The following is a 21,987-nucleotide window of genomic DNA, read 5'->3' as shown; positions in this document are numbered from 1 at the left end:
CGACGAGGTGATCATGCCGCACGGAACCCGCAAGCGGGTGGCCCGCGCCTTCGCCTCGCTCCGGACCAAGAAACTCAGCAATCCCTGGAAGAAGCACGACAACATTCCGTTGTGAGGCATCGCCGGGGAGGAGTTGATGCCAACTGACGAGGTCGCAGCCACGAGCCGCAGCGCGGCGAGCCGCCCGAAGGGGAGGCCGTCGTGAGGATCTGGCTGGCCGGAACTGCAATGGGAGTGATCGCCACGATGCTGTGGTTTGCCACGAACGGGAGCGAGACGGCCGGGCCTGAGGCCGCGGGGGCGATCACCGTGCCCTCGGGCCAGGAGGTCACCGCGCTTGACGTGATCCGCTCGGCGCCGGGAACCGAGGGGCTGACGCTGCGGTTCCGGTTCCTCGCGCCGGCGATCGGCCGCGAGGACGGCGGAATCAGCGCCGAGTCGGCCCAGGCCGACATGGCCTGGCTCTGCGAGACCTATGCCCTGCCGCGCCTGCCCGAGATCGGGCCGGCGCCGGCGCAGATCGTGATCTCGCTCGCGGACAGGCCGGTTCCGTTCGGCGAGGTGGCACCGGAGGCGACACAATTTTTCGAGGCGTTCAGCCGCGACGGCGACCGCTGTGTATGGGAGGCGTTCTGATGCGCGCGACGGCATTTTTGCGGCCTGCAGTTCTTGAAATGTCAAGTGATGCTGCGGTGCCACAACTCGCGAACTTGACAACGGACGCATGGGCCCGCTTGATGTCATCCACTATGATGTGCGACGGCGGCGACAACGCAGCCGATATTGAAAAACACCGGCAGTCGATTGCGGAAGATCCCTTCGCTGCCCCCTTGAGCAGGAGTGACAAATGTCCAAAAAAGCGCTGTTCGCGTGCATGCTCGTCGCCTTCGTGGCGGCTTGCGCCCAGCAGGAAGAGCCGGTCGTCGTCGAGCAGCCGGTCACGACCGAGCCGACCTTCTCGGGCAAGTACGGCAGCTAATGCCAACGGCCGGGTCCGGGCGATACGCCCGGTCCCGGCCCGCTTCGGGTCGCCCATCGCGGGAGGTGGCCCATGCTGAAGCATCGCGGCTTTCCGGGCCGCCTTCCCGGCACTGACTTCCAGTTCACCATACGGCGCGCGAATCCCAAGGGGATCACCCGCCTCATCACGCGTGAACGCTTTCGCGACCGCAGTCCCGCAGATCGCCGTGCCGACGCTGCCTTCATGGCAGCGCTCTGGGATCATTTCGGCGATGATCCCTTCGAACGTGGCAATCTCGATGCCGGACGCCTGTCCTGGCTGTTCGGCCGCGAGGTGATTCCGGCGGATGACGATTTCGACCCCGAAAGCTACGAGGCGCTGCTGAGAATCGATGTCGCGCGCGCCCGCGCCGCCTTCCCCGACGTCTTCGAGGCGGAGGAGTAGGCGTGTTTCTGCGCAGCACCACCGGTCTTGGGCGCATATCTGCCGATCGTTTCCCTGTCGGAAACTTTCTGTTTGCGCTATCCGGCGGCCGTGGCAAGGTTGCTGACGGGGCGTCACCCTACAGCAAGCATAACGCCCCGATTTGTCAAAACCGTTACCCTTCCCCTTCTCTACGGCCTGGCCCAGTTAGGGTCAGGCCATTTTTCGCTAGGGCTGCGGCGTCGGGCAACGGGCGATGCGACCGGCGGACCGCTGCCGATGTCGCGGAATCACGCCGATTTCACTTTCGGCGGGCGCCGATTTCGCTAAACAGATTCGGCACAACAAATCTTGCTGAAGGAAGAGCAGAATGCGTGTTTCCAAAGTCCTCGTCGGTCTGGCCCTCATGGCCTCTCTTGCGGGCTGCATGCAGACCGATGGTGAGCGTGCGCTGGCCGGTGCCGCTGCGGGTGCCGTCATTGCCGACGTCACCGACAACAACGTCCTCACCGGTGCGGCCATCGGCGCTGCCGGCGGCGCGCTCTGCGACGACGTCAACCTCTGCTGACGTTTGGGTGACGGGGGCCGGCCGCCTCGGCCGGACTCATTGTCGTAAAACGAGAAACCATCGAATGCCGCTTGGCTTCGGTGGTTTTTTTGTGCCCAGATGCGGCCGGCCGGACGGCGCGGGTGCGATCCGTCTGGCACAAGACCCTTTCGCGCCGGGCGGCGTTTCTGCGGTCGTTCTGAGCGGTGAGCGCCGCTGTGCACCCCGTGCCCCGCGCCTCTTTCGCACCCACCCCGGACTTTGCGCCAAGCAAACTGACCCTTCTTCATGCAGCCCTGGCGGTTGCGTGACCCTAACCGCGTTCCGGCCGTACCCGGAACGCAGAGCGATGACCCTTCTCGGCGAGGACAATGAGAATGTTTAAGAAGATCCTGATCGCGAACCGGGGCGAGATTGCCTGCCGCGTCATCAAGTCGGCCCGCAAGATGGGCATCAAGACCGTGGCGGTCTATTCGGACGCCGACAGGCATGCGCTGCATGTCAAGATGGCCGACGAGGCGGTGCATATTGGCCCGCCGCCTGCGAACCAGTCCTATATCGTGATCGACAAGATCATGGACGCGATCCGCCGGACCGGCGCCGAGGCGGTGCATCCGGGGTATGGATTTCTTAGCGAAAACATGAAGTTCGCTGAAGCTCTTGAGAAAGAGGATGTGGTCTTCGTCGGCCCTCCCTCGCCGGCGATCGAGGCGATGGGCGACAAGATCACCTCCAAGAAGATCGCGATGGAGGCGGGCGTCTCCACGGTGCCGGGCTACATGGGCCTCATCGCCGATGCCGAGGAGGCTGTGAAGATCAGCCGCGAGATCGGCTATCCGGTGATGATCAAGGCCTCGGCCGGAGGCGGTGGCAAGGGGATGCGGATCGCCTGGAACGACGCCGAGGCCGCCGAGGGCTTCCAGTCCTCCAAGAACGAGGCCGCGTCCTCCTTCGGCGACGACCGGATCTTTATCGAGAAATTCGTGACCCAGCCGCGCCACATCGAGATCCAGGTGCTCGCCGACAAGCACGGCAACTGCGTCTACCTGCACGAACGCGAATGCTCGATCCAGCGACGGAACCAGAAGGTGATCGAGGAGGCGCCGAGCCCGTTCCTCGACCCCGAGACCCGCAAGGCGATGGGCGAGCAGGCCTGCGCGCTGGCGAAGGCCGTCGGCTACACCAGCGCCGGCACCGTCGAGTTCATCGTCGACGGCGAGAAGAACTTCTACTTCCTCGAGATGAACACCCGCCTGCAAGTGGAGCATCCCGTCACCGAGTTGATCACCGGCGTCGACCTCGTCGAGCAGATGATCCGCGTGGCCGCCGGCGAGAAGCTCCCGTTCGCGCAGAAGGACCTCAAGATCAACGGCTGGGCGATCGAGAGCCGGCTCTACGCCGAGGATCCCTATCGCAACTTCCTGCCCTCGATCGGCCGGCTCACCCGCTACCGGCCGCCGGTCGAGGCGGTGGGCGACAAGGCAATCGTCCGCAACGACACCGGCGTTTACGAGGGCGGCGAGATCTCGATGTATTACGACCCGATGATCGCCAAGCTCTGCACCTGGGCGCCGAACCGCGCCGAGGCGATCGAGGCGATGCGGGTCGCGCTCGACGCGTTCGAGGTGGAGGGGATCGGCCACAACCTGCCGTTCTGCTCGGCGGTGATGGACCATCCCCGCTTCATCGAGGGCGCGATCACGACCGCCTTCATCGCCGAGGAGTTCCCCGAGGGCTTCAACGGCGTCGTGCTCGGCGAGGGCCGGCTCCGCATGGTCGCGGCGGCCGCCGCGGCGATGAACCGGGTGGCCGAGATCCGCCGCACCCGGATCACCGGGCGCCTCGGCAACCACGAGCGTCATGTCGGCGACGACTGGGTGGTATCGTTGCAGGGCGAGGAGATCGCGGTGAAGATCGACGCCGACCGCGAGGGCGCCACGGTGCGCTTCGCCGACGGCACGGCGCACCGGGTAACCTCGGACTGGACCCCCGGCCAGTCGCTCGCCCGGCTCGAGGTCGACGGCGCGGCGGTGGTGCTGAAGGTGGACAAGCTCCCCGGTGGTTTCCGCATCCGCACCCGCGGCGCGGACCTCAAGGTCTATGTCCGCACCCCGCGCCAGGCCGAGCTCGCCCGGCTCATGCCGGAAAAACTGCCGCCCGACACCTCGAAGTACCTCCTCTGCCCGATGCCCGGCCTCGTCGTGAAGATCTCGGTCGAGGAGGGCCAGGAGGTGCAGGAGGGCCAGGCGCTGGCCACGGTCGAGGCGATGAAGATGGAGAACATCCTGCGCGCCGAGCGCAAGGGCGTCGTGAAGAAGATCGCCGCCGCGCCGGGCGCGAGCCTCAAGGTCGACGACGTGATCATGGAGTTCGAATGAACTACCCGTCGCCCAGCCGCTTCATCCGCAGTTCCTCGCGCCTGAGCGGGAACTTGTCGATGGCGCGGACGATCTCGCGGACGCGCCACGGCAGGGGCTTGCGCAGTTTCACTGTGCCGTCCTTGTCGAGGAGCACCATTGAGAACCCCCTCGGGCGCAGCCTCCGGCGCGCGTCCGACGGGGTGGCGGGATCGGTGTCGGTGAGAATCACCACGTCGCGCTTGATGAGCTCGTCGGGATCCTCGGTGAGATATTGCAGCTGGGTGCGGAACGCCGGGTCGTTCGGGCTGTCGGCAAAGACGACGACCGGGCGCTTTTCCCAGCGGAAATCGTCCAGCTCCACCGTCTCGGCCGCGATCGGCTCGAGGGTGACGGGAGCGGATTCCTGGGCCTCGGCGCCAAGAGCAAGGCAGCCCGACAGGATCACGAACAAGAGTGGCTTCATGCAATCTCCTCCGTCCCAGATATAGGCGAAACGGGCGGATTGCCAAAGGCTTATACCGGCGCCTCTCGCGGGGTCCGGTCAGCGATGAAAGGAATGACCGATGACGGACAAGATGGCAGCCTGGCGGACGCTGGCGGAAAAGGAACTGAAGACCCGCACGCCCGACGATCTGACCTGGAACACGCTCGAGGGAATCGCGGTCAAGCCGCTCTACACCGAAGCGGATACCGCGCCCCTCGGCCACATGGGCACGCTGCCGGGCATCGCGCCCTTCACCCGCGGCGTGAGGGCGACGATGTATGCCGGCCGCCCCTGGACGATCCGGCAATATGCCGGCTTCTCCACGGCCGAGGAATCGAACGCCTTCTACCGCAAGAACCTCGCCGCCGGGCAGCAGGGCGTCTCGGTCGCCTTCGACCTCGCCACCCACCGTGGCTATGACAGCGACCATCCCCGCGTCGTGGGGGACGTGGGCAAGGCCGGGGTCGCGATCGACTCGGTTGAGGACATGAAGATCCTCTTCGACGGCATCCCGCTTGAGAAGATCAGCGTTTCCATGACGATGAACGGCGCCGTCATCCCGATCCTCGCGAACTTCATCGTCGCGGGTGAGGAGCAGGGCGTCGACCGGGGCCTCCTCTCCGGCACGATCCAGAACGACATCCTCAAGGAATTCATGGTGCGGAACACCTATGTGTACCCGCCCGAACCTTCGATGCGGATCATCGCCGACATCATCGAATACACCTCGAACGAGATGCCGAAGTTCAACTCGATCTCGATCTCGGGCTACCACATGCAGGAGGCGGGCGCGAACCTCGTGCAGGAGCTGGCCTACACGCTCGCCGACGGGCGTGAATACGTCCGGGCCGCCATCGCGCGCGGCATGAATGTCGACGATTTCGCCGGGCGGCTGTCGTTCTTCTTCGCGATCGGCATGAACTTCTTCATGGAGGCCGCGAAGCTCCGCGCCGCGCGGATGCTCTGGCACCGGATCATGACCGAGTTCGGGGCGAAGAAGACCTCCTCGCTGATGCTCAGGACCCATTGCCAGACCTCGGGCGTGTCCTTGCAGGAGCAGGACCCCTACAACAACGTCATCCGCACGGCCTACGAGGCGATGAGCGCGGTCCTCGGTGGCACCCAGTCCTTGCACACCAACGCGCTCGACGAGGCGATCGCGTTGCCGACCGAGTTCTCGGCCCGGATCGCGCGCAACACCCAACTCATCCTGCAGGAAGAGACCGGCGTGACCAATGTCGTCGACCCGCTCGCGGGCTCCTACTACGTCGAGAGCCTGACGGCGGAACTGGCGGAAAAGGCCTGGGCGCTGATCGAGGAAGTCGAGGAGATGGGCGGCATGACCAAGGCCGTCGCCTCCGGCATGCCGAAGCTCCGGATCGAGGAATCGGCGGCCCGCCGGCAGGCGATGATCGACCGCGGCGAGGAGGTCATCGTCGGCGTCAACAAGTACCGCAAGGACAAGGAAGACCCGATCGACATTCTCGATGTCGACAACGTCAAGGTGCGCGAGGCGCAGGTGGCGCGGCTCGAGAAGATCCGCGCGACCCGTGACGCCGCGAAATGCGAGGCGGCGCTGGCCGAGCTTGAACGGCGCGCGACCGAGGGCGGCAACCTCCTGGAAGCGGCGGTCGAGGCCGCGCGCGCCCGGGCATCGGTAGGAGAGATTTCGATGGCGATGGAAAAGGTGTTCGGACGGCACCGGGCCGAGGTGAAGACGCTCGCCGGGGTCTACGGCGCGGCCTACGAGGGCGACGAGGGCTTCGCGGCGATCCAGAAGGACGTCGAGGCCTTCGCCGAGGAGGAGGGCCGCCGCCCGCGGATGCTCGTGGTGAAGATGGGCCAGGACGGCCACGACCGCGGCGCCAAGGTGATCGCGACGGCCTTCGCCGACATCGGCTTCGACGTCGACGTGGGCCCGCTCTTCCAGACCCCCGAGGAAGCGGCGCAGGACGCCGTCGACAACGACGTCCATGTGATCGGCGTCTCTTCGCAGGCGGCGGGCCACAAGACGCTCGCCCCGAAGCTGATCGAGGCTTTGAAGGAGAAGGGCGCGGGCGATATCCTCGTGATCTGCGGCGGGGTGATCCCGCAGCAGGATTACGAGTATCTCGAGAAGGCCGGGGTCAAGGCAATCTTCGGGCCGGGCACCAACATCCCGGCGGCGGCGAAGGACATCCTGCGGCTCATCCGCGAGGCGCGGAAGGCCTGAACGACCGGCCGCCGCCCCCCGGGGGCGGCGGTCTGCGCTTGAAGGACAGGAACGGGAGGCGAGGCATGAACATCCTGATGCTCGGGGCCGGCGGGATCGGCGGCTTTCTCGCGGCGAAGCTCGCACCGGCGGGGCATTCGGTCTCGCTCCTCGCGCGCGGCGCGCATCTCGCCGCGATCCGCGAAGCCGGGCTGAAACTGGTGATGGACGGCACCGAAACCGTGATCCGGCCGGACGCCGTGAGCGACCGGCTGGAGGATCTGCCGCCGGCCGACCTCGCGGTCTTCGCCGTGAAGGGGCAGGACATGGAGGCCATGATCGCGGCCTATCTTCCCCATGCCGGGCCGAAGACGCTGGTGCTGCCGTTCCAGAACGGCGTCGACGCGCCCGACCTCCTCGCCGCGGCCTTCGGCGACGCGCGGACGCTGATCGGCGTCGCCCGCATTTTCTCCAACATCACCGCGCCGGGCGTCGTCACCCAGTACGGCGGCGGCAGCGCCTTCACTATCGGCGACAGACAAGGCAGCCAGACCTCGCCCGAGGTCGCCAAGGTGATCGAAGCCTTCCGCTCCGCCGCGATCACCGTGCCGGAGCGCGCCGACGTGACGGTCGATCTCTGGCAGAAGTTCCTTCTCTTCAACGCGGTGAGCGGCACCACCGCCGCCGCGCGCTGCCGGTTTCGCGAGATCCGGGCGAATCCCGAATTGATGGAGTTCTTCCGCGGCCTTGTGCGCGAGGCCGACGCGGTCGGACGGGCGCGCGGCGTCGACCTGCCGGCGGATGCCGTCGAGAAGACGCTGCAATTCTGGTCGCGGTTGCCTGACGAGGCGCGCGCCTCGACCGCCCATGATCTCGAACTTGGCAAGCCGCTGGAGGTCGACCGGATCTGCGGCGCGGTATCGCGGATGGGGCGCGAGCTTGGCGTGCCGACGCCGAACAGCGCGGCGGTCGCTGCCGTGCTCGCGCCCTATCGCGCGGGCACGGCCTGAACGGGCGTCAGTTCTGGGCCGCCGCGGCGGGTTCGTCGGCGTCGGCCTCCCCGGCCTCGGCCGTCCGGCGCTGCGCGGCCATCAGGAGCACCACATAGCCGGTAATCGCCGAGATCGCGGAACCCGCGAGCACCCCGAGCCGCACCGCGTTCATGTTGTCGGGTGAATCGAAGCTGAGGCCGCCGATGAAGAGCGACATCGTGAAGCCGATCCCGGCGAGGCAGGCGAGCCCGTAGATCTGCGGCCAGGTCACGCCGTACGGCAGCCGTGCCCAGCCGGCGCGGACCACGAGCCAGGTCGCACCGAAGACGCCGAGCTGCTTGCCGATCACGAGACCCGCCGCGATTCCCATCGGCAGCGGCGCGAAGAGGTCGCCGAGCGTCAGGCCCTGCAGCACCACGCCGGCATTGGCGAAGGCGAAGACCGGCACGATCAGGAAGAGCACATAGGGCGACAGCGCGTGCTCGAGCGAGTGGAGCGGCGACTTGCCGTACTTGTCCTTCAAGGGCACGAAGAAGGCGGTGACGACACCGGCAAGCGTCGCATGGACCCCCGATTTCAGCACCAGCACCCAGAGCACCACGCCGAGAAGCACGATCGGCGCGATCCGGTGCGCGCCGGCGCGGTTCAGAAGGTAGAGCCCCGCAAGTGGAAGGAGCGCGATGAAAAGGTAATCGACATGCAGCTCCTTGGTGTAGAAGAGCGCGATGATCAGGATCGCGCCGAGGTCGTCGAGGATCGCGAGCGTGAGAAGGAAGATCTTGAGCGCCGCCGGCAGCCGCTTGCCAAGGAGCGCCAGCACGCCCACCGCGAAGGCGATGTCGGTCGCGGCCGGGATCGCCCAGCCGCCCCGCGTCACCGGATCGGACCAGTTGAAGGCGAGGAAGACGAGCGCCGGCAGCACCATGCCGCCGACCGCCGCCAGCCCCGGCAGCATCACGTCGGCGGGGTTCTTGAGCTTGCCCTCGACCATCTCGCGCTTGAGCTCGAGCCCGATGAGGAAGAAGAAGACAGCCATCAGCCCGTCGTTGATCCACAGGATCAGGGGCTTCGACAGCCCCTCGCCATCGAGCAGGATCGAGAACTTCTTCAGGAGCAGGTCGTGATAGCCCGCCGAAAGCGCCGAGTTGGCGACGATCAGCGCGAGCACCGCCGAGGCCATCAATAGCACGCCACCCGCCGCGTCGTGACGGAAAAATCGGTCGAATGCGCGCATGAGGCTCATCAGCTATCCCCCTGAATATCTTTACCGTTCGGTCTGAATTGGGGTTTGGGCCCGCCATGTCAACCTTTTCGTCGGTCGAAATCGCTGCTTGCGGCGGCGGCGCGGCGTCTTTCCGCGGGATCGGAACGGGTGCAATCGGGCCGGGCAGGGCGCTTCCCTCCCTCCTCGTGGGAGAGGGAGGGGCTGACCGCCCGGGGCCGCCCCCCACCCCCATCCCCTCGTCACGAGGGGGAGGGGAGGCGCCTGAAATCAATGCGTTTTCTTCTTGTCCGATCCTGTCTAGGATGCGCGCCGGAGGCGGAGGCATGGCGGAACTCGATCATCTCGCGGTTGCGGCGGCGACGCTCGAAGAGGGCGTGGCGGCGGTCGAGGCCGCGCTCGGCGTGGCGCTGGTGCCGGGTGGGCAGCACGCGGCGATGGCGACACATAACCGGCTCCTCGGCCTCGGGCCGCGCGAGTATCTCGAAGTGATCGCCACCGATCCCGGCGCCGAGCCACCCGGCCGGCCGCGCTGGTTCGGTCTCGACCGGTTCGCGGGGCCGCCGCGGCTGACGCACTGGATCGCGCGGGTCGAGGATCTCGATGCAGCCCTCGCCGCGGCGCCCGACGGGGCCGGGCGGGCGACCGATCTCTCGCGCGCGGCCTTCCGCTGGCGCTTCGGCGTGCCGGACGATGGCCGCCACCCGTTCGACGACTGCTTCCCTGCGCTGATCGAATGGCAGGGCGACCGCCACCCCGCCGCCGCGCTTCCCGAGAGCGGCTGCCGCCTTCTGCGGCTGGAGATTGCGCATCCCGATCCCACAGCACTCACGGCCGCACTTCCGGTCCGCGACCCGCGCGTCGTCATCGTCGCCGGGCACCCGGCGCTCCGCGTCACCATTTCCACGCCGCACGGTGAGAGGACGCTTGCATGATCATCCGTCCGGCCCGCGAGACCGACATTCCCGCGCTCATCGCGCTCTGGAACCCGGTGATCCGCGACACCACGATCAGCTTCTCGGACGAGGAGAAGACGCCCGAGAGCCTCGCGCAGATGATCGAGGAGCGTCGCGCGGCGGGGCGCGAGTTCTTCCTTGCCGAGAGCGGCGGGCTCCTGGGTTTCGCGACCTATGCGCAGTTCCGCGGCGGCAATGGCTACGCCCATGCGATGGAGCACACGATCATGCTCGCGCCGGAGGCGCGCGGACGCGGCGCGGGGCGGGCGCTGATGGCGCGGATCGAGGAGCATGCCCGGATCGGCGGGGCGCATACGCTCTTTGCCGGGGTCTCGGGCGAGAACCCGGACGGGGTCGCGTTCCACGAACGCATGGGCTTCACCCATGTCGCGCGCATCCCCGAGGCGGGGCGCAAGTTCGGCCGCTGGCTCGACCTCGTGCTGATGATGAAGTTTTTGTGACGCACTGACATTTTGCCCGCCGCCGGGATAAGCTCACCTCATGTCGATCTGGACCCGCATCTCCGACGCTCTGGCCGCCCTCGCGAAGGGCGAGGCGCTGTCGACCGTCTTCGACCGGCTGAAATCGCCGCCGGAACGCTCGGTCGGCTTCACCATCGCGGTGATCGCGCTCGGCGCCAAGATGGCCAAGGCCGACGGCCAGGTCACCCGCGACGAGGTCGCGGCCTTCCGCGAGGTCTTCACCATCCCGCGCGCCGAGGAGGCGAACGCGGCGCGGGTCTTCAACCTCGCCCGCCAGGACGTCGCCGGTTTCGACCAGTACGCGGCCAAGATCGCCGGCATGTTCGGCGCCGGCGACCCGGTGCTCGTCGACCTCATGGAGGGGCTCTTCCACATCGCGGTCGCGGATGGCGACTACCACCCGCACGAGGACGCGTTCCTCCGCGAGGTGGCGCGGATCTTCGGCGTCGGCGACCGCTGCTTCCGCTCGATCCTCGCGCGTCATGTGCCCGAGGCGCCGCCGGATCCCTACGACACGCTCGGCGTCGGCCATGACGCGCCGATGGAGGAGATCCGCGCCGCCTTCCGGCAGGCGGTGCGCGACTGCCATCCCGACCGGCTCCTCGCCCGCGGCCTGCCCGAGGAGGCGCTCCGCCTCGCGGAACAGCGGCTCGTCGCCGTCAACCGCGCCTGGGAGGAGATCCGCGCGAGAGAGGCGGCCTGAGCCGATGCGGATCGCAACGTACAACGTCGAGTGGTTCACCAACCTCTTCGACCGCGACGGCAGGATGCTGGAGGACGGCGGCTGGTCGTCGCGCCACAACGTCACCCGCGCCGACCAGCTCACCGCCCTCGGCATCGTCTTCACCGCGCTCGACGCCGACGCGGTGATGATCATCGAGGCGCCCGACAGCAACCGCCGCCACAAGACCGTGGACATGCTCGAAGCCTTCGCGGCGCGCTACGAGCTCAGGACCCGCAAGGCGCTGCTCGGCTACGAGAACGAGACCCAGCAGGAGATCGCGCTCCTCTACGATCCCGACCGGCTGAAGGTGCGCCACGACCCCCTCGGCCAGCCCGACCACGCCCATTCCGGCGCCGCGCCACGCTTCGATTCGAGTTACCGGATCGACCTCGACATCGACGCGACGCCCGATCTGGTGCGCTTCTCCAAGCCGCCGCTGGAGATCGCGGCCAGGACGCCGGCGGGCCGCGCCTTCCGGATGATCGGCGTCCACATCAAGTCGAAGGCGCCGCACGGCGCCACGACCGAGGCGCAGGTCAAGCGGCTCGCGATCGAGAACCGCCGCAAGCAGCTTGCCCAGTGCATCTGGCTCCGCGAACGCGTGCTCGAACATCTCGCGGCGGGCGACAGCCTGATGGTGATGGGCGATTTCAACGACGGCCCCGGTCTTGACGAATACGAAAAGCTCTTCGGTCGCTCCGGGGTCGAGATTGTGCTCGGCTGGGACGAGCCGCACGAGACCCGGCTCTACGATCCCCATGCGCGGGTCGCCTTCGGCAAGAAGCTTGCCGCGGCTCCCGCCACCGCGCGGTTTTATCTCGATTCCGAGGGCTGCTTCTTCTCGGCGCTGCTCGACTACCTGATGGTCTCGCCTGACCTGAAGGCGATGCGCCCGAAATGGCGGATCTGGCACCCGTTCGACGATCCCGGCAGCTACCGGGTGCCGGAACTGCGCGAGGCGCTCCTGACCGCGTCGGACCATTTCCCGGTCACGCTCGACATCGACCTCTGAGCGGACCTGTGAAACGCGGCGCGCTTCGCCTATATTGGGGGCATGAGACGCATAGCCCATGCCCTTGCCGTCCTCTTGATCGCCACCGCGCCTGCCGCGGGTCAATCCGGCGGCGCACCCGGCGAGAAATCTGCCGAGGAGGGGCTGAGCCTTCTTGAGGAGGGCGCGCGGATCATCCTGCGCTCGATGATCGGCGAGGTCGAACCGGCGCTGAAGGACCTGCAAGACGAGATGGGCCGCGCGCTGGCCGAGATGGAGCCGGCCTTGCGTGATCTGGCCGCGATGATCGGCGACATGCGGAACTACCATGCGCCCGAGATGCTGCCGAACGGCGACATAATCATCCGCCGCAAGTCGCCCGCTGAGCGCGCTTTGCCCGAACCTGACGGCGAGATCGAGATCTGACCGGTCCGATCCAGCCTCAGACCACGTTGACCTCTCTCTGCGCGCCGAGCGCGTCGGCAAGCGCGCCGAAGCGCGACTGTGCGACCTCGCCGAAGAGCGGCTCGGCATGGGCGTTGAGCCGCAGCCCGAGAACCTTCTTCTTCGGCCGCCAGGTCAGCTCTCCTGCCTCCTCGGGCGACTTCACCGCGAACATCGCGCCGAACCGCATCGCCTTGCCGAGCACCTCGGCCTCCTTCATCTGCTCCTCGCTCAGAAGCGCGAAGAGCGGTTCCAGCCGCGACCCGGCGCGCGAGTTCTTGTAGCGATGCAGGAGCGAGAGCCCGAGGAACACCCGTTCCTGATGCGACAGCCCGCCGAGATTGGCGCGGGTGGCGTTGTCGAAGCAGACCTCGGCGCGGTAGTCGGGATGCGCCCGCCATGTGGTGTCGTGCAGGAGGCAGGCGGCGCGGACCATGCGCAGCTTCTCGTAGCTCGCGTTCTTGTAGAGCGGCAGCAGGAACTGGTAGAGCTTCTTGCCGAAGCCTGGCATCCGCGCCATCGTCCGCTCGGCATGGCGGCAGGCCTCGATCAAGGGGTCGCGCATCCTCAGACGCTCCGGCATCTGCTCGTAGAGAAGCCCCTCGCGGATCCCGTAGGAGGATACGTCGATCTCCCTGGGGTGGAAGCTCAGCACGAGCTGGCGCAGCACCTGCGCGGCGATTGGCACCAGCTCCATCCGCGCCGCCGAGGTGCCGGTGCGGGCACGCAGCGCGGTGAGATCGTTCTCGGCGATCCAGTTCACCGTCTGCAGGACCGATTGCGGACCCATCCGGTATTCGTGCAGCACCGTCATCGGATAGCTGCGCCGCTCCATGTCGAGCCGTGCGATTGCCCGCCACGAGCCGCCGACGAGATAGATCCGCTCGTGCCCGGTGCCGAGCTCGGCGGCCAGCGCCTCGACCGTCTCCTTGATGAATTTCGTCATGCCCTTCTTGCCGCCGGGCACCTGCTGCAGCTGGAACGGGCCGAGCGGCGAGGTCACGCGGCGGCCGACCTTGCCGCCCGAGACTTCGGCAAGCTCCATCGAGTTGCCGCCGATGTCGCAGACCAGCCCCTCCGCCTCGGGCCAGCCGAGCAGCACGCCCTGCGCCGAGAGCCGCGCCTCCTCCTGGCCGTCGATCACCCAGAGCCTGAGCCCGGTCTCGCGCTCCACCTCGGCGCGGAACTCCGGCCCGTCGACGGCCTCGCGGACCGCGGCAGTGGCGACGCAGGAGAGGGGCGGCAGGCTCATACCCGCGGCGATCGCGGCGAACCGTTTCAGCGCGGACAGCGCCCGCACGCGGCCCTGCGGGTTGAGCCGCCCGGTCTGCGCCAGCCCCTGGCCGAGACCCGCCATCACCTTCTCGTTGTAGAAATAGGCCGGGCTCCGCGCGGCGCCGTCGAAGACCACCATCCGGACCGAGTTCGACCCGACATCGACCACGCCCACGCGTTCCAGCGCACGCGCCGAGGGGTCGTCGAAGAGCGGGCGGCCGAACGGCCCCCATTCCTCGGCCAGCGCCTCGCCGCGGATCTTGGTCTTGCCGCCCTTGGTCTTCCTGGTGTCGATCCGGCTCTGCATCGCGTTCCCCTCAGTCGGCCGCATGGGCAAGCTTCGGCACGTCCTTCGCCCCGGCCGATCCGCGGCCCGAAAGCGAGGGGTTCTCCATGAAGAACCGGTGGCAGCTGAAGAGATCGTCGCGCCCCTCGGGCAGGTCGCGGACATAGCGGCCGTCCGGTTGCAGGACCCAGCTCTGCGCCTCGTCGGCGAGGTTCGCGGCCATGATCTGGCTCACGATCTGCGCCTTCACGGTCGGATTGGTTGCCTCGACCAGCGTCTCGACCCGGCGGTTGAGGTTGCGGCCCATCCAGTCGGCCGAGGAAAAGAAGACCCGCGCGTTCTTCGAGGGCAGGCCGTGGCCGTTGCCGAAACAGACGATGCGGCTGTGTTCGAGGAAGCGGCCGACGATCGATTTCACGCGGATGTTCTCGCTCAGACCCTTGATGCCCGGCCTGACGCCGCAGATGCCGCGTACGACGAGGTTGATCTTCACCCCGGCGCGGCTCGCGGCATAGAGCGCATCGACCATGTCGGATTCGATCAACGAGTTCATCTTGGCCCAGATTTCCGCCGGCCTGCCCGCCCGCGCATGCTCCGCCTCGGCAGCGATCAGCTCCAGCAGCCGCGGCTTCAGGCTGATCGGCGAGATCGCGATATTCTCAAGCCCCTCGGGCTGCACGTAGCCCGACAGGTAGTTGAAGACCTTGGTCGCGTCGCGGCCAAGCTGGGCATCGCAGGTGAAGAACGACAGGTCTGTGTAGATCCGCGCCGTGATCGGATGGTAATTGCCGGTGCCGTAATGGGTGTAGGTGACGAGGTTCTCGCCCTCGCGCCGCACCACGGTCGAGATCTTCGCGTGGGTCTTGTAGTTGATGAAGCCGTAGACGACATGGGCGCCCGCGCGTTCGAGCCGTCGCGACTGGCGGATGTTCGCGGCCTCGTCGAAACGGGCCTTCAGCTCCACCAGCGCGGTCACCGATTTGCCGCTCTCGGCCGCGTCGCAGAGCGCCGCGACGATCGGACTGTCCTGCGAGGTGCGGTAGAGCGTCTGCTTGATCGCGAGCACGTTCGGATCCGCCGCCGCCTGGTTGAGGAAGCGGATCACCATGTCGAAGGTCTCGTAGGGGTGATGCAGCAGCATGTCCTTCTGGCGGATCGCCGCGAACATGTTGCCCTCGTGGTCCTGGACCCGCTCGGGCACGCGCGGCGTGAAGCCGGGCCATTGCAGGTCACGGCGGCTGTCGAGCACCAGCTCCTTCAGGTCGGCCATGCCGACCATGCCCTTGACCTCGACGACCTCGTCGGGCGCGACGGCGAGCTCCTCCATGATCAGGTCGCGAAGATCCTCGGGCGCGCCGGCCGTGATCTTCATGCGGATCACCTGACCGCGCCGCCGCCGCTTCAGCGCGGTCTCGAACTCGCGAACCAGATCCTCGGCCTCGTCCTCGACCTCGATATCGCTGTCGCGCAGCACCCGGAACGCGCAGTGGCCAGTGTCGCGGTAGCCAGGGAAGAGCGAACCGAGATGCAGAAGCAACAACTCTTCCATCGGCACGAACCGCTTGCCGCCGGGCAGCGCCACGAACCGCTCGATCTGCTGCGGGATCGGCAGAAGCGCCTGAAGTCGCCGCTTGTCCGTGGCCCGTTCGAGCGCGAGCGCGAGGTAGAAGCCGGTGTTCGGGATGAACGGGAACGGATGCGCGGGGTCGATCGCCAGCGGCGAGAGGATCGGGAAGACCTTGTTCAGGAAGTAGTCGGCAAGGAACGCCTCGTCGCGCTTCGTCAGCTTGGAGCGCGTCAGAAGCGCAATCCCCTCGGCCTCCAGCTCCTTTTTCAGCTTGTTCCACACCGATTGCTGCATCTGCAGCAGGCGCCGCGCATCGGCATTGATGAGCGCAAGCTGCGCGGCCGGGCTCAGCCCGTCGTCCGAGTGCAGGACATTGCCCTCGCGCCGAAGCTCGCGCAGGCCCGCGACGCGCACCGTGTAGAACTCGTCGAGGTTGGTGGCCGAGATCGACAGGAACCGCAGCCGTTCGAGCAGCGGCACGCGCGGGTTGCGCGCCTCGTCGAGGACGCGCCAGTTGAAGGCCAGCCAGCTCAGTTCCCGGTTGAAGAACCGCTTCGGGCCGGAAATCTCCACCTCCGGCAGGACAGCCGGTTTCGGGAACGGGGCTTTGAGGAAATCTGCCTGTGTCATGCCGGGCTTATCTAATGCTCATATGACGGTTCTATGAATGATCCGCATCATGGCGCGTCGAGGATGGCGGAGTCCAGAATCTCGGCCGCCAGCGCGCGCGTGACCGGCCCTCCGCGCGCGAGCGAGCGGGCGTCGAGCTCGGCGACGAGCCGGCGGGCGGCGGCGAAGGACCGGTCCATCCGCTGCACCAGCCAGGGGATCAGCGCCGGCGCCACCGCGATCTGCCGGTCGGCGAAGAGCTTGACCAGCACCGCCGCAAGGAGCGCGTCGTCGGGGGGCAGAAGCTGCGCGCTTGCCGTCGCCTCCATCCGGCTCGCGAGGTCGGGCAACGTCAGCCCCCAGGACCGCGGCGCGGCGCGCGCGGTGATGAGCAGCCGGGCGCGGCCCGACAGCATGTGATTGTGCAGATGGAAGAGCGCCACCTCGGCCGCGCGGTCGCCGGCGATCCGGTCGGCATCCTCGACGACGAGCGGCGCGGGGTCGGGCAGGGGCAGGGCGGCGAGCTCGGTCGCGGCGACGACGCGCGCCGATTCCGCGCCGGCCCAGACCTGCGCGAGGTGGCTCTTGCCCGCGCCCTCCGGGCCGATCAGCAGCATCTTTCCCTGCGGCCAGTCCGCCGCGCCGTCGAGTGCGGCCAAAGCAAGCGCGTTGGCGGGCGAGACGAAGAAATCCTCGCGCCCCAGTGCCGGGCGCACAGGCAGGTCGAAGGTCAGCTGACGGGCCATCTCACCCCTTGTCCCTGCCGTCGAGCCCCTTGTAGAGGCGGCTTTCGAGATATTGCGACACTGCGAACCGCGCCAGCACGCCGAACGCGGCGGCGACCGGCACCGCGACCAGCATGCCGACGAAGCCGAAGACCGTGCCGAAGGCCGAGAGCGCGAACAGGAGCCAGACCGGGTGCAGCCCGATCGACTTGCCGACGAGGCGCGGCGTGATGACGTTGCCTTCGAGGAACTGGCCGGCCGCGAAGATCCCCGCGACGATGGCGATGGAAAACCAGTCGCCCCAGAACTGGAAGAGCGCGAGCCCGATCGCCAGCGCCCCGCCGATCAGCGCGCCGACATAGGGAATGAATGTGATGAGCCCGGCAATGGCGCCGACGATCAGTCCGAAATCGAGCCCCGCGAGCATCAGCGTGACCGAGTAGAACGTGCCGAGGATGAGGCAGACCGAGACCTGCCCGCGCACGAATCCCGCGAGCACCCGGTCGATGTCGCGGGCGAGCGCCCGGACCGTCTCGCGGTGGTCGCGCGGCAGCCAGCCGTCGATCTTGGCGACCATGTTGTCCCAGTCGAGCAGAAGGTAGAAGGCCACGACCGGCGCCACGACGATGAAGACGATTGCGTTGATCACCGAGAGCGCCGAGGTCAGGAGCCCCTGCGCCAGCTCCGCGCCGCGCGACTGGATGGTCTTGCCGATTGCGTTCAGCGTGTCGCGCAGCGCGCTTTCATTGTCCATCAGCGCCGGAAAACGGGTCGCAAGGAACTGGTGCAGCTCCGCGAAGATCGTCGGCGCGGCGTTCACGAGGCCGACAAGCTGGCGCACCAGCATCGGCACGATCAGCAGCGAGAGCAGAACGAAGATCAGAAGCGCCGCGATCGAGATCACCGAGGTCGCGGCGGTGCGGCTCAATCCCATCCGTTCGAGCCGGTCGGCGACCGGGTCGAGGAAATAGGCCAGCGCGCCACCGACCACGAAGGGCAGGATCACGTTGCCAAGGCCCCATAGCGCGGCAAAGAACAATACCGCCGCGATGCCCCAGTATGTCGCCTGCTGCCGGACCGGCAATGCCATGATCGTCTCCTGTCTCGGGCCAGTCATGGCGCATGCGGGGGCGGGGCGCAAGCCGCGCGTGGCGTTCTGGGCGGCACGATTCTCCCCCGTCGCGCGATGCAGCCGCGCGGGGTTTCCGCTTTTTCTTGCCAAGAAAGAGAAGCACGCTATCCTGCAGCCCGACAGAGGATTGCCGCAGTGCAGAAACATACCGATTTCGCCGAGTTCATCGAGATCACGCCGACGGCGCGGATCGATCCCGCGCGCCACGGTTGGCGGGCGAAATGCCTGCAGCGGCTGATCCGGCTCGACCTGCCGGTGCCGCGGACGGCGGCGCTGCCCTGCGACACGGTCCGCGCCATCGCAGCGGGCCAGTTGCCGGATGTGAATCGTCTCGCCGCCCTGTTCGACGGGGTGCTCGTCTCGATCCGGCCCTCGCCCGCGAATCCGGCCTGGGGCGGGCCGGGAACCGTGCTCAATGTCGGCATGAACGCCGATAAACACGCCGAGTTCACGCGCGAGCAGGGCGCCGCATTCGCCGACGCGATCTATCTCGGCTTCGTGCAGTCCTACGCGATCCATGTCGCCCGGCTCGATCCCGACATGTTCACGGCCGAGCCCTCCGCCGCAGCGCTCGCCGCCGCACTCGCCGCCTACGAGGCGGAAATGGACGAGGAGTTCCCGCAATCGCGCGCCCAGCAGCTCACCGAGGTGATGCGCTCGATGGCGCGCGCCTGGGAGGGCACGACCGCGCGGCTCCTGCGCGAGGCCAAGGGCGCGCCGGCCGACGCCGCCCTCGGGCTCGTGGTGCAGGAGATGGCGCAGGCGATGGGGCCGGCGCTCTCCGGCCGGGGAAAGATCCAGATGATCGAGGGGGTGACCGGCGCGCCGCAGATCACCGGGCGCTTCCGCGGCCTCAACCCGGCCAACCGCAAGGCCGAGGAGACGCTCTATCTCGTCAAGGACAGGCGCGGCCATTCGCTGGAGGAGGCCGCGCCCGAGGTCTTCGCCGAACTGCAGAAACACTGCCTCACCTGCCGCGCGCGCCTGCGCGAGGAGATGCAGGTCGAGTTCGCGCTGGAAAACGGCGCCCTGAAGGTGATCGACGCGGTCACCGTGCCGCGCTCCTCGCGCGCTGCGGTCCGGGTCGCGGTGACGCTCGCCAATGACGGCATCATCAGCCGTGACGACGCGATCCTCCGGGTCGAGCCGCGCGCGCTGTCGGAACTGCTGCACTATCAGGTCGATCCCCGCGTGCCGCGTGACCGCATCGTGACCGGCATCGCGGCAAGTCCCGGCGGCGCCTCCGGCCGGATCGTCTTTTCCGCCGCCGACGCCCAGGCCTCGGCCGCGCGCGACGAGCGCTGCATCCTTGTCCGGCGCGAGACCGCGCCCGAGGACATCCGCGGCATGCATGCCGCCGTCGCCATCGTCACCGAGCGTGGCGGCATGACCAGCCACGCCGCCGTCATCGCCCGCGGGCTTGGCCTTCCCTGCATCGTCGGCGCGTCCGACATCAGCATCAGCCTGCGCGACAAGACCCTGACCGCGAAGGGCGGGCGGGTGTTCCGCGAAGGCGACGTGATCACCGTCGACGGCACCTCGGGCGAGGTGTTGGCCGGGCAGGCCGAGATGCTTGAGCCCGCGCTCGACAAGTGGTTCACCACGCTCCTGCACTGGGCCGACAACGTGCGCGACATCGGCGTGCGTGCCAATGCCGACACGCCCGACGACGCCCGTACCGCGCGCATGTTCGAGGCCGAGGGGATCGGGCTCTGCCGCACCGAGCACATGTTCTTCGACGAGGACCGGCTCACGGTGATGCGCGAGATGATCTTCGCCGACACCGCGAAGGACCGAAAGGTGGCGCTCGACCGGCTCCTGCCGATGCAGCGCGCCGACTTCACCGCGCTTTTCGACATCATGGCGGGCCTTCCGGTCTGCATCCGGCTCTTCGACCCGCCGCTGCACGAGTTCCTCCCCCATGACCGCGAGGGAATGCGCGAGCTTGCCGAGGCGCTCGACCGGCCGCTGTCGGAGGTGATGCGCCGGGTCGAGGCGCTGTCGGAGTTCAACCCGATGCTCGGGATGCGCGGGGTGCGGATCGGCGTCACGGTGCCCGAAATCTACGAGATGCAGGCCCGCGCGATCTTCGAGGCCACGGTCGAGGCCTCGAAACGCGGCGCCGCCGTGGTGCCCGAGGTGATGATCCCGCTCGTTTCCGCCAAGCGCGAGGTGGAGTTGGTCAAGACCCGGATCGACGCCGTGGCCGCGGCGGTGCGCAACGCCACCGGGGCCGAGTTCGACTACCGGCTCGGCGTCATGGTCGAGACCCCGCGCGCCGCGCTCCGTGCCGGCGAGATCGCCCAGCACGCCGCGTTTCTGTCGTTCGGGACCAACGACCTCACGCAGATGACCTATGGCCTCTCGCGCGACGACGCCGGCCGCTTCATGAGCGACTATGTCCAGAAGGGCGTCTATCCCGAGGACCCGTTCCATGTGCTCGACGAGGACGGCGTCGGCGAACTTTTGCTCATCGGCAGCGCGCGCGGAAGACAAATACGACAAGATGTGACGCTTTCGGTCTGTGGAGAGCATGGCGGCAATCCCGCTTCCATCGCATTTTGTCGCAGGTCGGGCTTCGACTACGTTTCCTGCTCCCCGTTTCGGGTTCCTGTCGCGCGACTCGCGGCGGCCCAATTCGCGCTGACCGATCAGCGCGATTCCGAGAAAATGTACTGATGTCAGTGGTTTGTCAGGAAGTCGTCAGGCGTTCTTGGCCGCTCTGACCGTTTCCGATTCGGAACCATAGGCTAAGATTCGCCACTATACTGTTGCTGAAATGTCGCGTGGCTGGACGTTTCGCAATGTTTCCGTTATGTCACCCCGGTCCTAAAGCCTTGGGGGGCTGGGGCTCGACGAAGCAATTCGGGATAGTGATATGTCAGTGCTGAAGTGCTGGACCGGGAGCATGGCCATGCTCCTCGCCCTCACCGGAGGCGTGCATGCCGAGATGACGGTGAGCCAATCCAACGATCCAACTGCGGCTCTGGGGGTCAACCTCGCGACGCTGCTCGGCCAGGAAAAGGCGGCGCTCGGCGCCGTCGACGGCGAGCGGCTCGAAGAGATCGTGACGCCGCCGAAGCCGAAGGCGAAGACCCGCAAGGGCGCCATCTCCTACGACAAGGACTGGCTCGCCAGCCTGCCGGCGCCGAAGGGCGGGCCGGAGTTCGAATGCCTCGCCACCGCGCTCTACTTCGAGGCGCGCGGCGAGGGCATCAAGGGCCAGGCCGCGGTGGCCGAGGTGATCCTCAACAGGGTCGAGAGCAAGTCCTTCCCGCGCACGATCTGCGGCGTGGTCAACCAGGGCAACGCCAACGGCTGCCAGTTCTCCTATACCTGCGACGGCCAGCCAGAGCGGATCAGCGAGAAGCGCGCCTGGACCACCGCGCGGAAGGTCGCCCGCGCGATGATGGACGGCGCGCCTCGCCAGTTGACCGATGGCGCGACCTATTTCCACACGCCGGCGGTGCGGCCGTCGTGGTCGAAGAAATTCGACCGCACGGCGATGATCGGCTCGCATATCTTCTACCGCGCGCCGGTCCGGACCGCGCTGAACTGAATCTGCGGCGCGGGCGCGGCGCAAAGCGCCGCGTTCGGGCTTTCGGCGCCAGGCGCG

At 67.6% G+C, this 21,987-nt stretch carries 20 protein-coding genes; 14 read left to right on the top strand and 6 right to left on the bottom strand.

Annotated elements, in window-relative coordinates; all coding sequences use genetic code 11:
• Window positions 1–201 precede the first annotated feature (201 nt).
• The 5 genes from OM960_RS06965 (at window position 202) to OM960_RS06945 (ending at window position 4,309) form a co-directional block, all read left to right on the top strand.
• Window positions 202–636: a DUF6497 family protein gene (locus tag OM960_RS06965; protein WP_264771468.1), complete on the top strand. Its 435-nt coding sequence runs from the start codon at window positions 202–204 to the stop codon at window positions 634–636.
• 211 nt (window positions 637–847) lie between these two features.
• Entirely contained in the window at window positions 848–979 is a 132-nt protein-coding gene (locus tag OM960_RS06960; RefSeq protein WP_263333231.1) for a hypothetical protein, read from the top strand.
• Between the two features lie 72 nt (window positions 980–1,051).
• A complete protein-coding gene (locus tag OM960_RS06955; RefSeq protein ID WP_263333230.1) occupies window positions 1,052–1,405 on the top strand; it encodes a hypothetical protein in 354 nt (117 codons plus the stop codon).
• A gap of 349 nt (window positions 1,406–1,754) precedes the next feature.
• The gene (locus OM960_RS06950) at window positions 1,755–1,952 is read left to right on the top strand and encodes a hypothetical protein (RefSeq protein ID WP_263333228.1); all 198 of its coding nucleotides are present in this window, start codon (window positions 1,755–1,757) and stop codon (window positions 1,950–1,952) included.
• Window positions 1,953–2,308: 356 nt separating this feature from the next.
• Window positions 2,309–4,309 carry an acetyl-CoA carboxylase biotin carboxylase subunit gene (locus OM960_RS06945; protein WP_263333226.1) on the top strand — a complete coding sequence of 667 codons (2,001 nt, stop codon included), beginning with the start codon at window positions 2,309–2,311 and terminating at the stop codon, window positions 4,307–4,309.
• A gap of 1 nt (window position 4,310) precedes the next feature.
• On the opposite strand, the gene OM960_RS06940 is transcribed toward OM960_RS06945, so the two are convergent.
• On the bottom strand, window positions 4,311–4,754 hold the full coding sequence (locus tag OM960_RS06940; RefSeq protein WP_263333224.1) for a DUF4174 domain-containing protein: 444 nt from the start codon (window positions 4,752–4,754) through the stop codon (window positions 4,311–4,313).
• Between the two features lie 100 nt (window positions 4,755–4,854).
• Between OM960_RS06940 and scpA the strand changes: the two genes are divergently transcribed.
• On the top strand, window positions 4,855–6,987 hold the full coding sequence (gene scpA, locus OM960_RS06935; RefSeq protein ID WP_264771467.1) for a methylmalonyl-CoA mutase: 2,133 nt from the start codon (window positions 4,855–4,857) through the stop codon (window positions 6,985–6,987).
• A gap of 65 nt (window positions 6,988–7,052) precedes the next feature.
• Window positions 7,053–7,976, top strand: coding sequence for a ketopantoate reductase family protein (locus tag OM960_RS06930; protein ID WP_264771466.1), 924 nt, complete (start codon window positions 7,053–7,055; stop codon window positions 7,974–7,976).
• Window positions 7,977–7,983: 7 nt separating this feature from the next.
• Here OM960_RS06930 and nhaA read toward each other — a convergent pair whose 3' ends face one another.
• On the bottom strand, window positions 7,984–9,201 hold the full coding sequence (nhaA, locus tag OM960_RS06925; protein WP_263333219.1) for a Na+/H+ antiporter NhaA: 1,218 nt from the start codon (window positions 9,199–9,201) through the stop codon (window positions 7,984–7,986).
• A gap of 305 nt (window positions 9,202–9,506) precedes the next feature.
• Between nhaA and OM960_RS06920 the strand changes: the two genes are divergently transcribed.
• Genes OM960_RS06920 through OM960_RS06900 form a run of 5 tightly spaced genes read left to right on the top strand, consistent with a single transcriptional unit; the run spans window position 9,507 to window position 12,759 of the window.
• Window positions 9,507–10,115: a VOC family protein gene (locus OM960_RS06920; RefSeq protein WP_264771465.1), complete on the top strand. Its 609-nt coding sequence runs from the start codon at window positions 9,507–9,509 to the stop codon at window positions 10,113–10,115.
• Complete coding sequence (locus tag OM960_RS06915; protein ID WP_264771464.1) at window positions 10,112–10,597, top strand: GNAT family N-acetyltransferase; 486 nt, start codon at window positions 10,112–10,114, stop codon at window positions 10,595–10,597. Before OM960_RS06920 ends, OM960_RS06915 begins: the two co-directional genes overlap by 4 nt.
• Window positions 10,598–10,637: 40 nt before the next feature.
• Entirely contained in the window at window positions 10,638–11,321 is a 684-nt protein-coding gene (locus OM960_RS06910; protein ID WP_263333213.1) for a molecular chaperone DjiA, read from the top strand.
• A 4-nt stretch (window positions 11,322–11,325) separates the two neighbouring features.
• Window positions 11,326–12,354 carry an endonuclease/exonuclease/phosphatase family protein gene (locus OM960_RS06905; protein ID WP_263333211.1) on the top strand — a complete coding sequence of 343 codons (1,029 nt, stop codon included), beginning with the start codon at window positions 11,326–11,328 and terminating at the stop codon, window positions 12,352–12,354.
• Between the two features lie 42 nt (window positions 12,355–12,396).
• Entirely contained in the window at window positions 12,397–12,759 is a 363-nt protein-coding gene (locus OM960_RS06900) for an AAA+ family ATPase (RefSeq protein ID WP_264771463.1), read from the top strand.
• Between the two features lie 16 nt (window positions 12,760–12,775).
• Here the strand turns inward: OM960_RS06900 and OM960_RS06895 are convergent, their stop codons facing one another.
• Genes OM960_RS06895 through OM960_RS06880 form a run of 4 tightly spaced genes read right to left on the bottom strand, consistent with a single transcriptional unit; the run spans window position 12,776 to window position 18,329 of the window.
• Window positions 12,776–14,383: a Ppx/GppA family phosphatase gene (locus OM960_RS06895; protein WP_264771462.1), complete on the bottom strand. Its 1,608-nt coding sequence runs from the start codon at window positions 14,381–14,383 to the stop codon at window positions 12,776–12,778.
• On the bottom strand, window positions 14,370–16,535 hold the full coding sequence (locus OM960_RS06890) for an RNA degradosome polyphosphate kinase (protein WP_264771461.1): 2,166 nt from the start codon (window positions 16,533–16,535) through the stop codon (window positions 14,370–14,372). The genes OM960_RS06895 and OM960_RS06890 overlap by 14 nt, the downstream gene beginning before the upstream one ends.
• A gap of 47 nt (window positions 16,536–16,582) precedes the next feature.
• Window positions 16,583–17,260, bottom strand: a complete 678-nt coding sequence (locus OM960_RS06885) for a P-loop NTPase family protein (protein ID WP_263333204.1) — start codon at window positions 17,258–17,260, stop codon at window positions 16,583–16,585.
• 1 nt (window position 17,261) lies between these two features.
• Window positions 17,262–18,329: an AI-2E family transporter gene (locus tag OM960_RS06880; protein WP_264771460.1), complete on the bottom strand. Its 1,068-nt coding sequence runs from the start codon at window positions 18,327–18,329 to the stop codon at window positions 17,262–17,264.
• Between the two features lie 177 nt (window positions 18,330–18,506).
• Here OM960_RS06880 and OM960_RS06875 point away from each other — a divergent pair, with 177 nt between their 5' ends.
• Both OM960_RS06875 and OM960_RS06870 read left to right on the top strand, forming a co-directional pair.
• A complete protein-coding gene (locus tag OM960_RS06875) occupies window positions 18,507–21,050 on the top strand; it encodes a pyruvate, phosphate dikinase (RefSeq protein WP_264771459.1) in 2,544 nt (847 codons plus the stop codon).
• 199 nt (window positions 21,051–21,249) lie between these two features.
• Entirely contained in the window at window positions 21,250–21,930 is a 681-nt protein-coding gene (locus OM960_RS06870) for a cell wall hydrolase (protein ID WP_264771458.1), read from the top strand.
• Window positions 21,931–21,987: the final 57 nt, after the last annotated feature.

Source organism: Defluviimonas salinarum, assembly GCF_026013545.1.
GTDB classification, from domain to species: domain Bacteria; phylum Pseudomonadota; class Alphaproteobacteria; order Rhodobacterales; family Rhodobacteraceae; genus Albidovulum; species Albidovulum salinarum.
The sequence above is the reverse complement of the archived record's forward strand: the minus strand, read 5'-3'. Positions and strand labels throughout refer to the sequence as shown.

What these genes read in the sequence shown, in the direction of transcription:
- OM960_RS06895 (WP_264771462.1), bottom strand. Translation starts at nt 14,383, where the DNA reads ATGCGGCCGACTGAGGGGAACGCGATGCAGAGCCGGATCGACACCAGG.
- OM960_RS06890 (WP_264771461.1), bottom strand. Translation starts at nt 16,535, where the DNA reads ATGACACAGGCAGATTTCCTCAAAGCCCCGTTCCCGAAACCGGCTGTC.
- OM960_RS06940 (WP_263333224.1), bottom strand. Translation starts at nt 4,754, where the DNA reads ATGAAGCCACTCTTGTTCGTGATCCTGTCGGGCTGCCTTGCTCTTGGC.
- OM960_RS06930 (WP_264771466.1), top strand. Translation starts at nt 7,053, where the DNA reads ATGAACATCCTGATGCTCGGGGCCGGCGGGATCGGCGGCTTTCTCGCG.
- OM960_RS06945 (WP_263333226.1), top strand. Translation starts at nt 2,309, where the DNA reads ATGTTTAAGAAGATCCTGATCGCGAACCGGGGCGAGATTGCCTGCCGC.
- OM960_RS06910 (WP_263333213.1), top strand. Translation starts at nt 10,638, where the DNA reads ATGTCGATCTGGACCCGCATCTCCGACGCTCTGGCCGCCCTCGCGAAG.
- nhaA (WP_263333219.1), bottom strand. Translation starts at nt 9,201, where the DNA reads ATGAGCCTCATGCGCGCATTCGACCGATTTTTCCGTCACGACGCGGCG.
- OM960_RS06960 (WP_263333231.1), top strand. Translation starts at nt 848, where the DNA reads ATGTCCAAAAAAGCGCTGTTCGCGTGCATGCTCGTCGCCTTCGTGGCG.
- OM960_RS06950 (WP_263333228.1), top strand. Translation starts at nt 1,755, where the DNA reads ATGCGTGTTTCCAAAGTCCTCGTCGGTCTGGCCCTCATGGCCTCTCTT.
- OM960_RS06955 (WP_263333230.1), top strand. Translation starts at nt 1,052, where the DNA reads ATGCTGAAGCATCGCGGCTTTCCGGGCCGCCTTCCCGGCACTGACTTC.
- OM960_RS06885 (WP_263333204.1), bottom strand. Translation starts at nt 17,260, where the DNA reads ATGGCCCGTCAGCTGACCTTCGACCTGCCTGTGCGCCCGGCACTGGGG.
- OM960_RS06870 (WP_264771458.1), top strand. Translation starts at nt 21,250, where the DNA reads ATGTCAGTGCTGAAGTGCTGGACCGGGAGCATGGCCATGCTCCTCGCC.
- OM960_RS06900 (WP_264771463.1), top strand. Translation starts at nt 12,397, where the DNA reads ATGAGACGCATAGCCCATGCCCTTGCCGTCCTCTTGATCGCCACCGCG.
- OM960_RS06880 (WP_264771460.1), bottom strand. Translation starts at nt 18,329, where the DNA reads ATGGCATTGCCGGTCCGGCAGCAGGCGACATACTGGGGCATCGCGGCG.
- scpA (WP_264771467.1), top strand. Translation starts at nt 4,855, where the DNA reads ATGACGGACAAGATGGCAGCCTGGCGGACGCTGGCGGAAAAGGAACTG.
- OM960_RS06920 (WP_264771465.1), top strand. Translation starts at nt 9,507, where the DNA reads ATGGCGGAACTCGATCATCTCGCGGTTGCGGCGGCGACGCTCGAAGAG.
- OM960_RS06905 (WP_263333211.1), top strand. Translation starts at nt 11,326, where the DNA reads ATGCGGATCGCAACGTACAACGTCGAGTGGTTCACCAACCTCTTCGAC.
- OM960_RS06915 (WP_264771464.1), top strand. Translation starts at nt 10,112, where the DNA reads ATGATCATCCGTCCGGCCCGCGAGACCGACATTCCCGCGCTCATCGCG.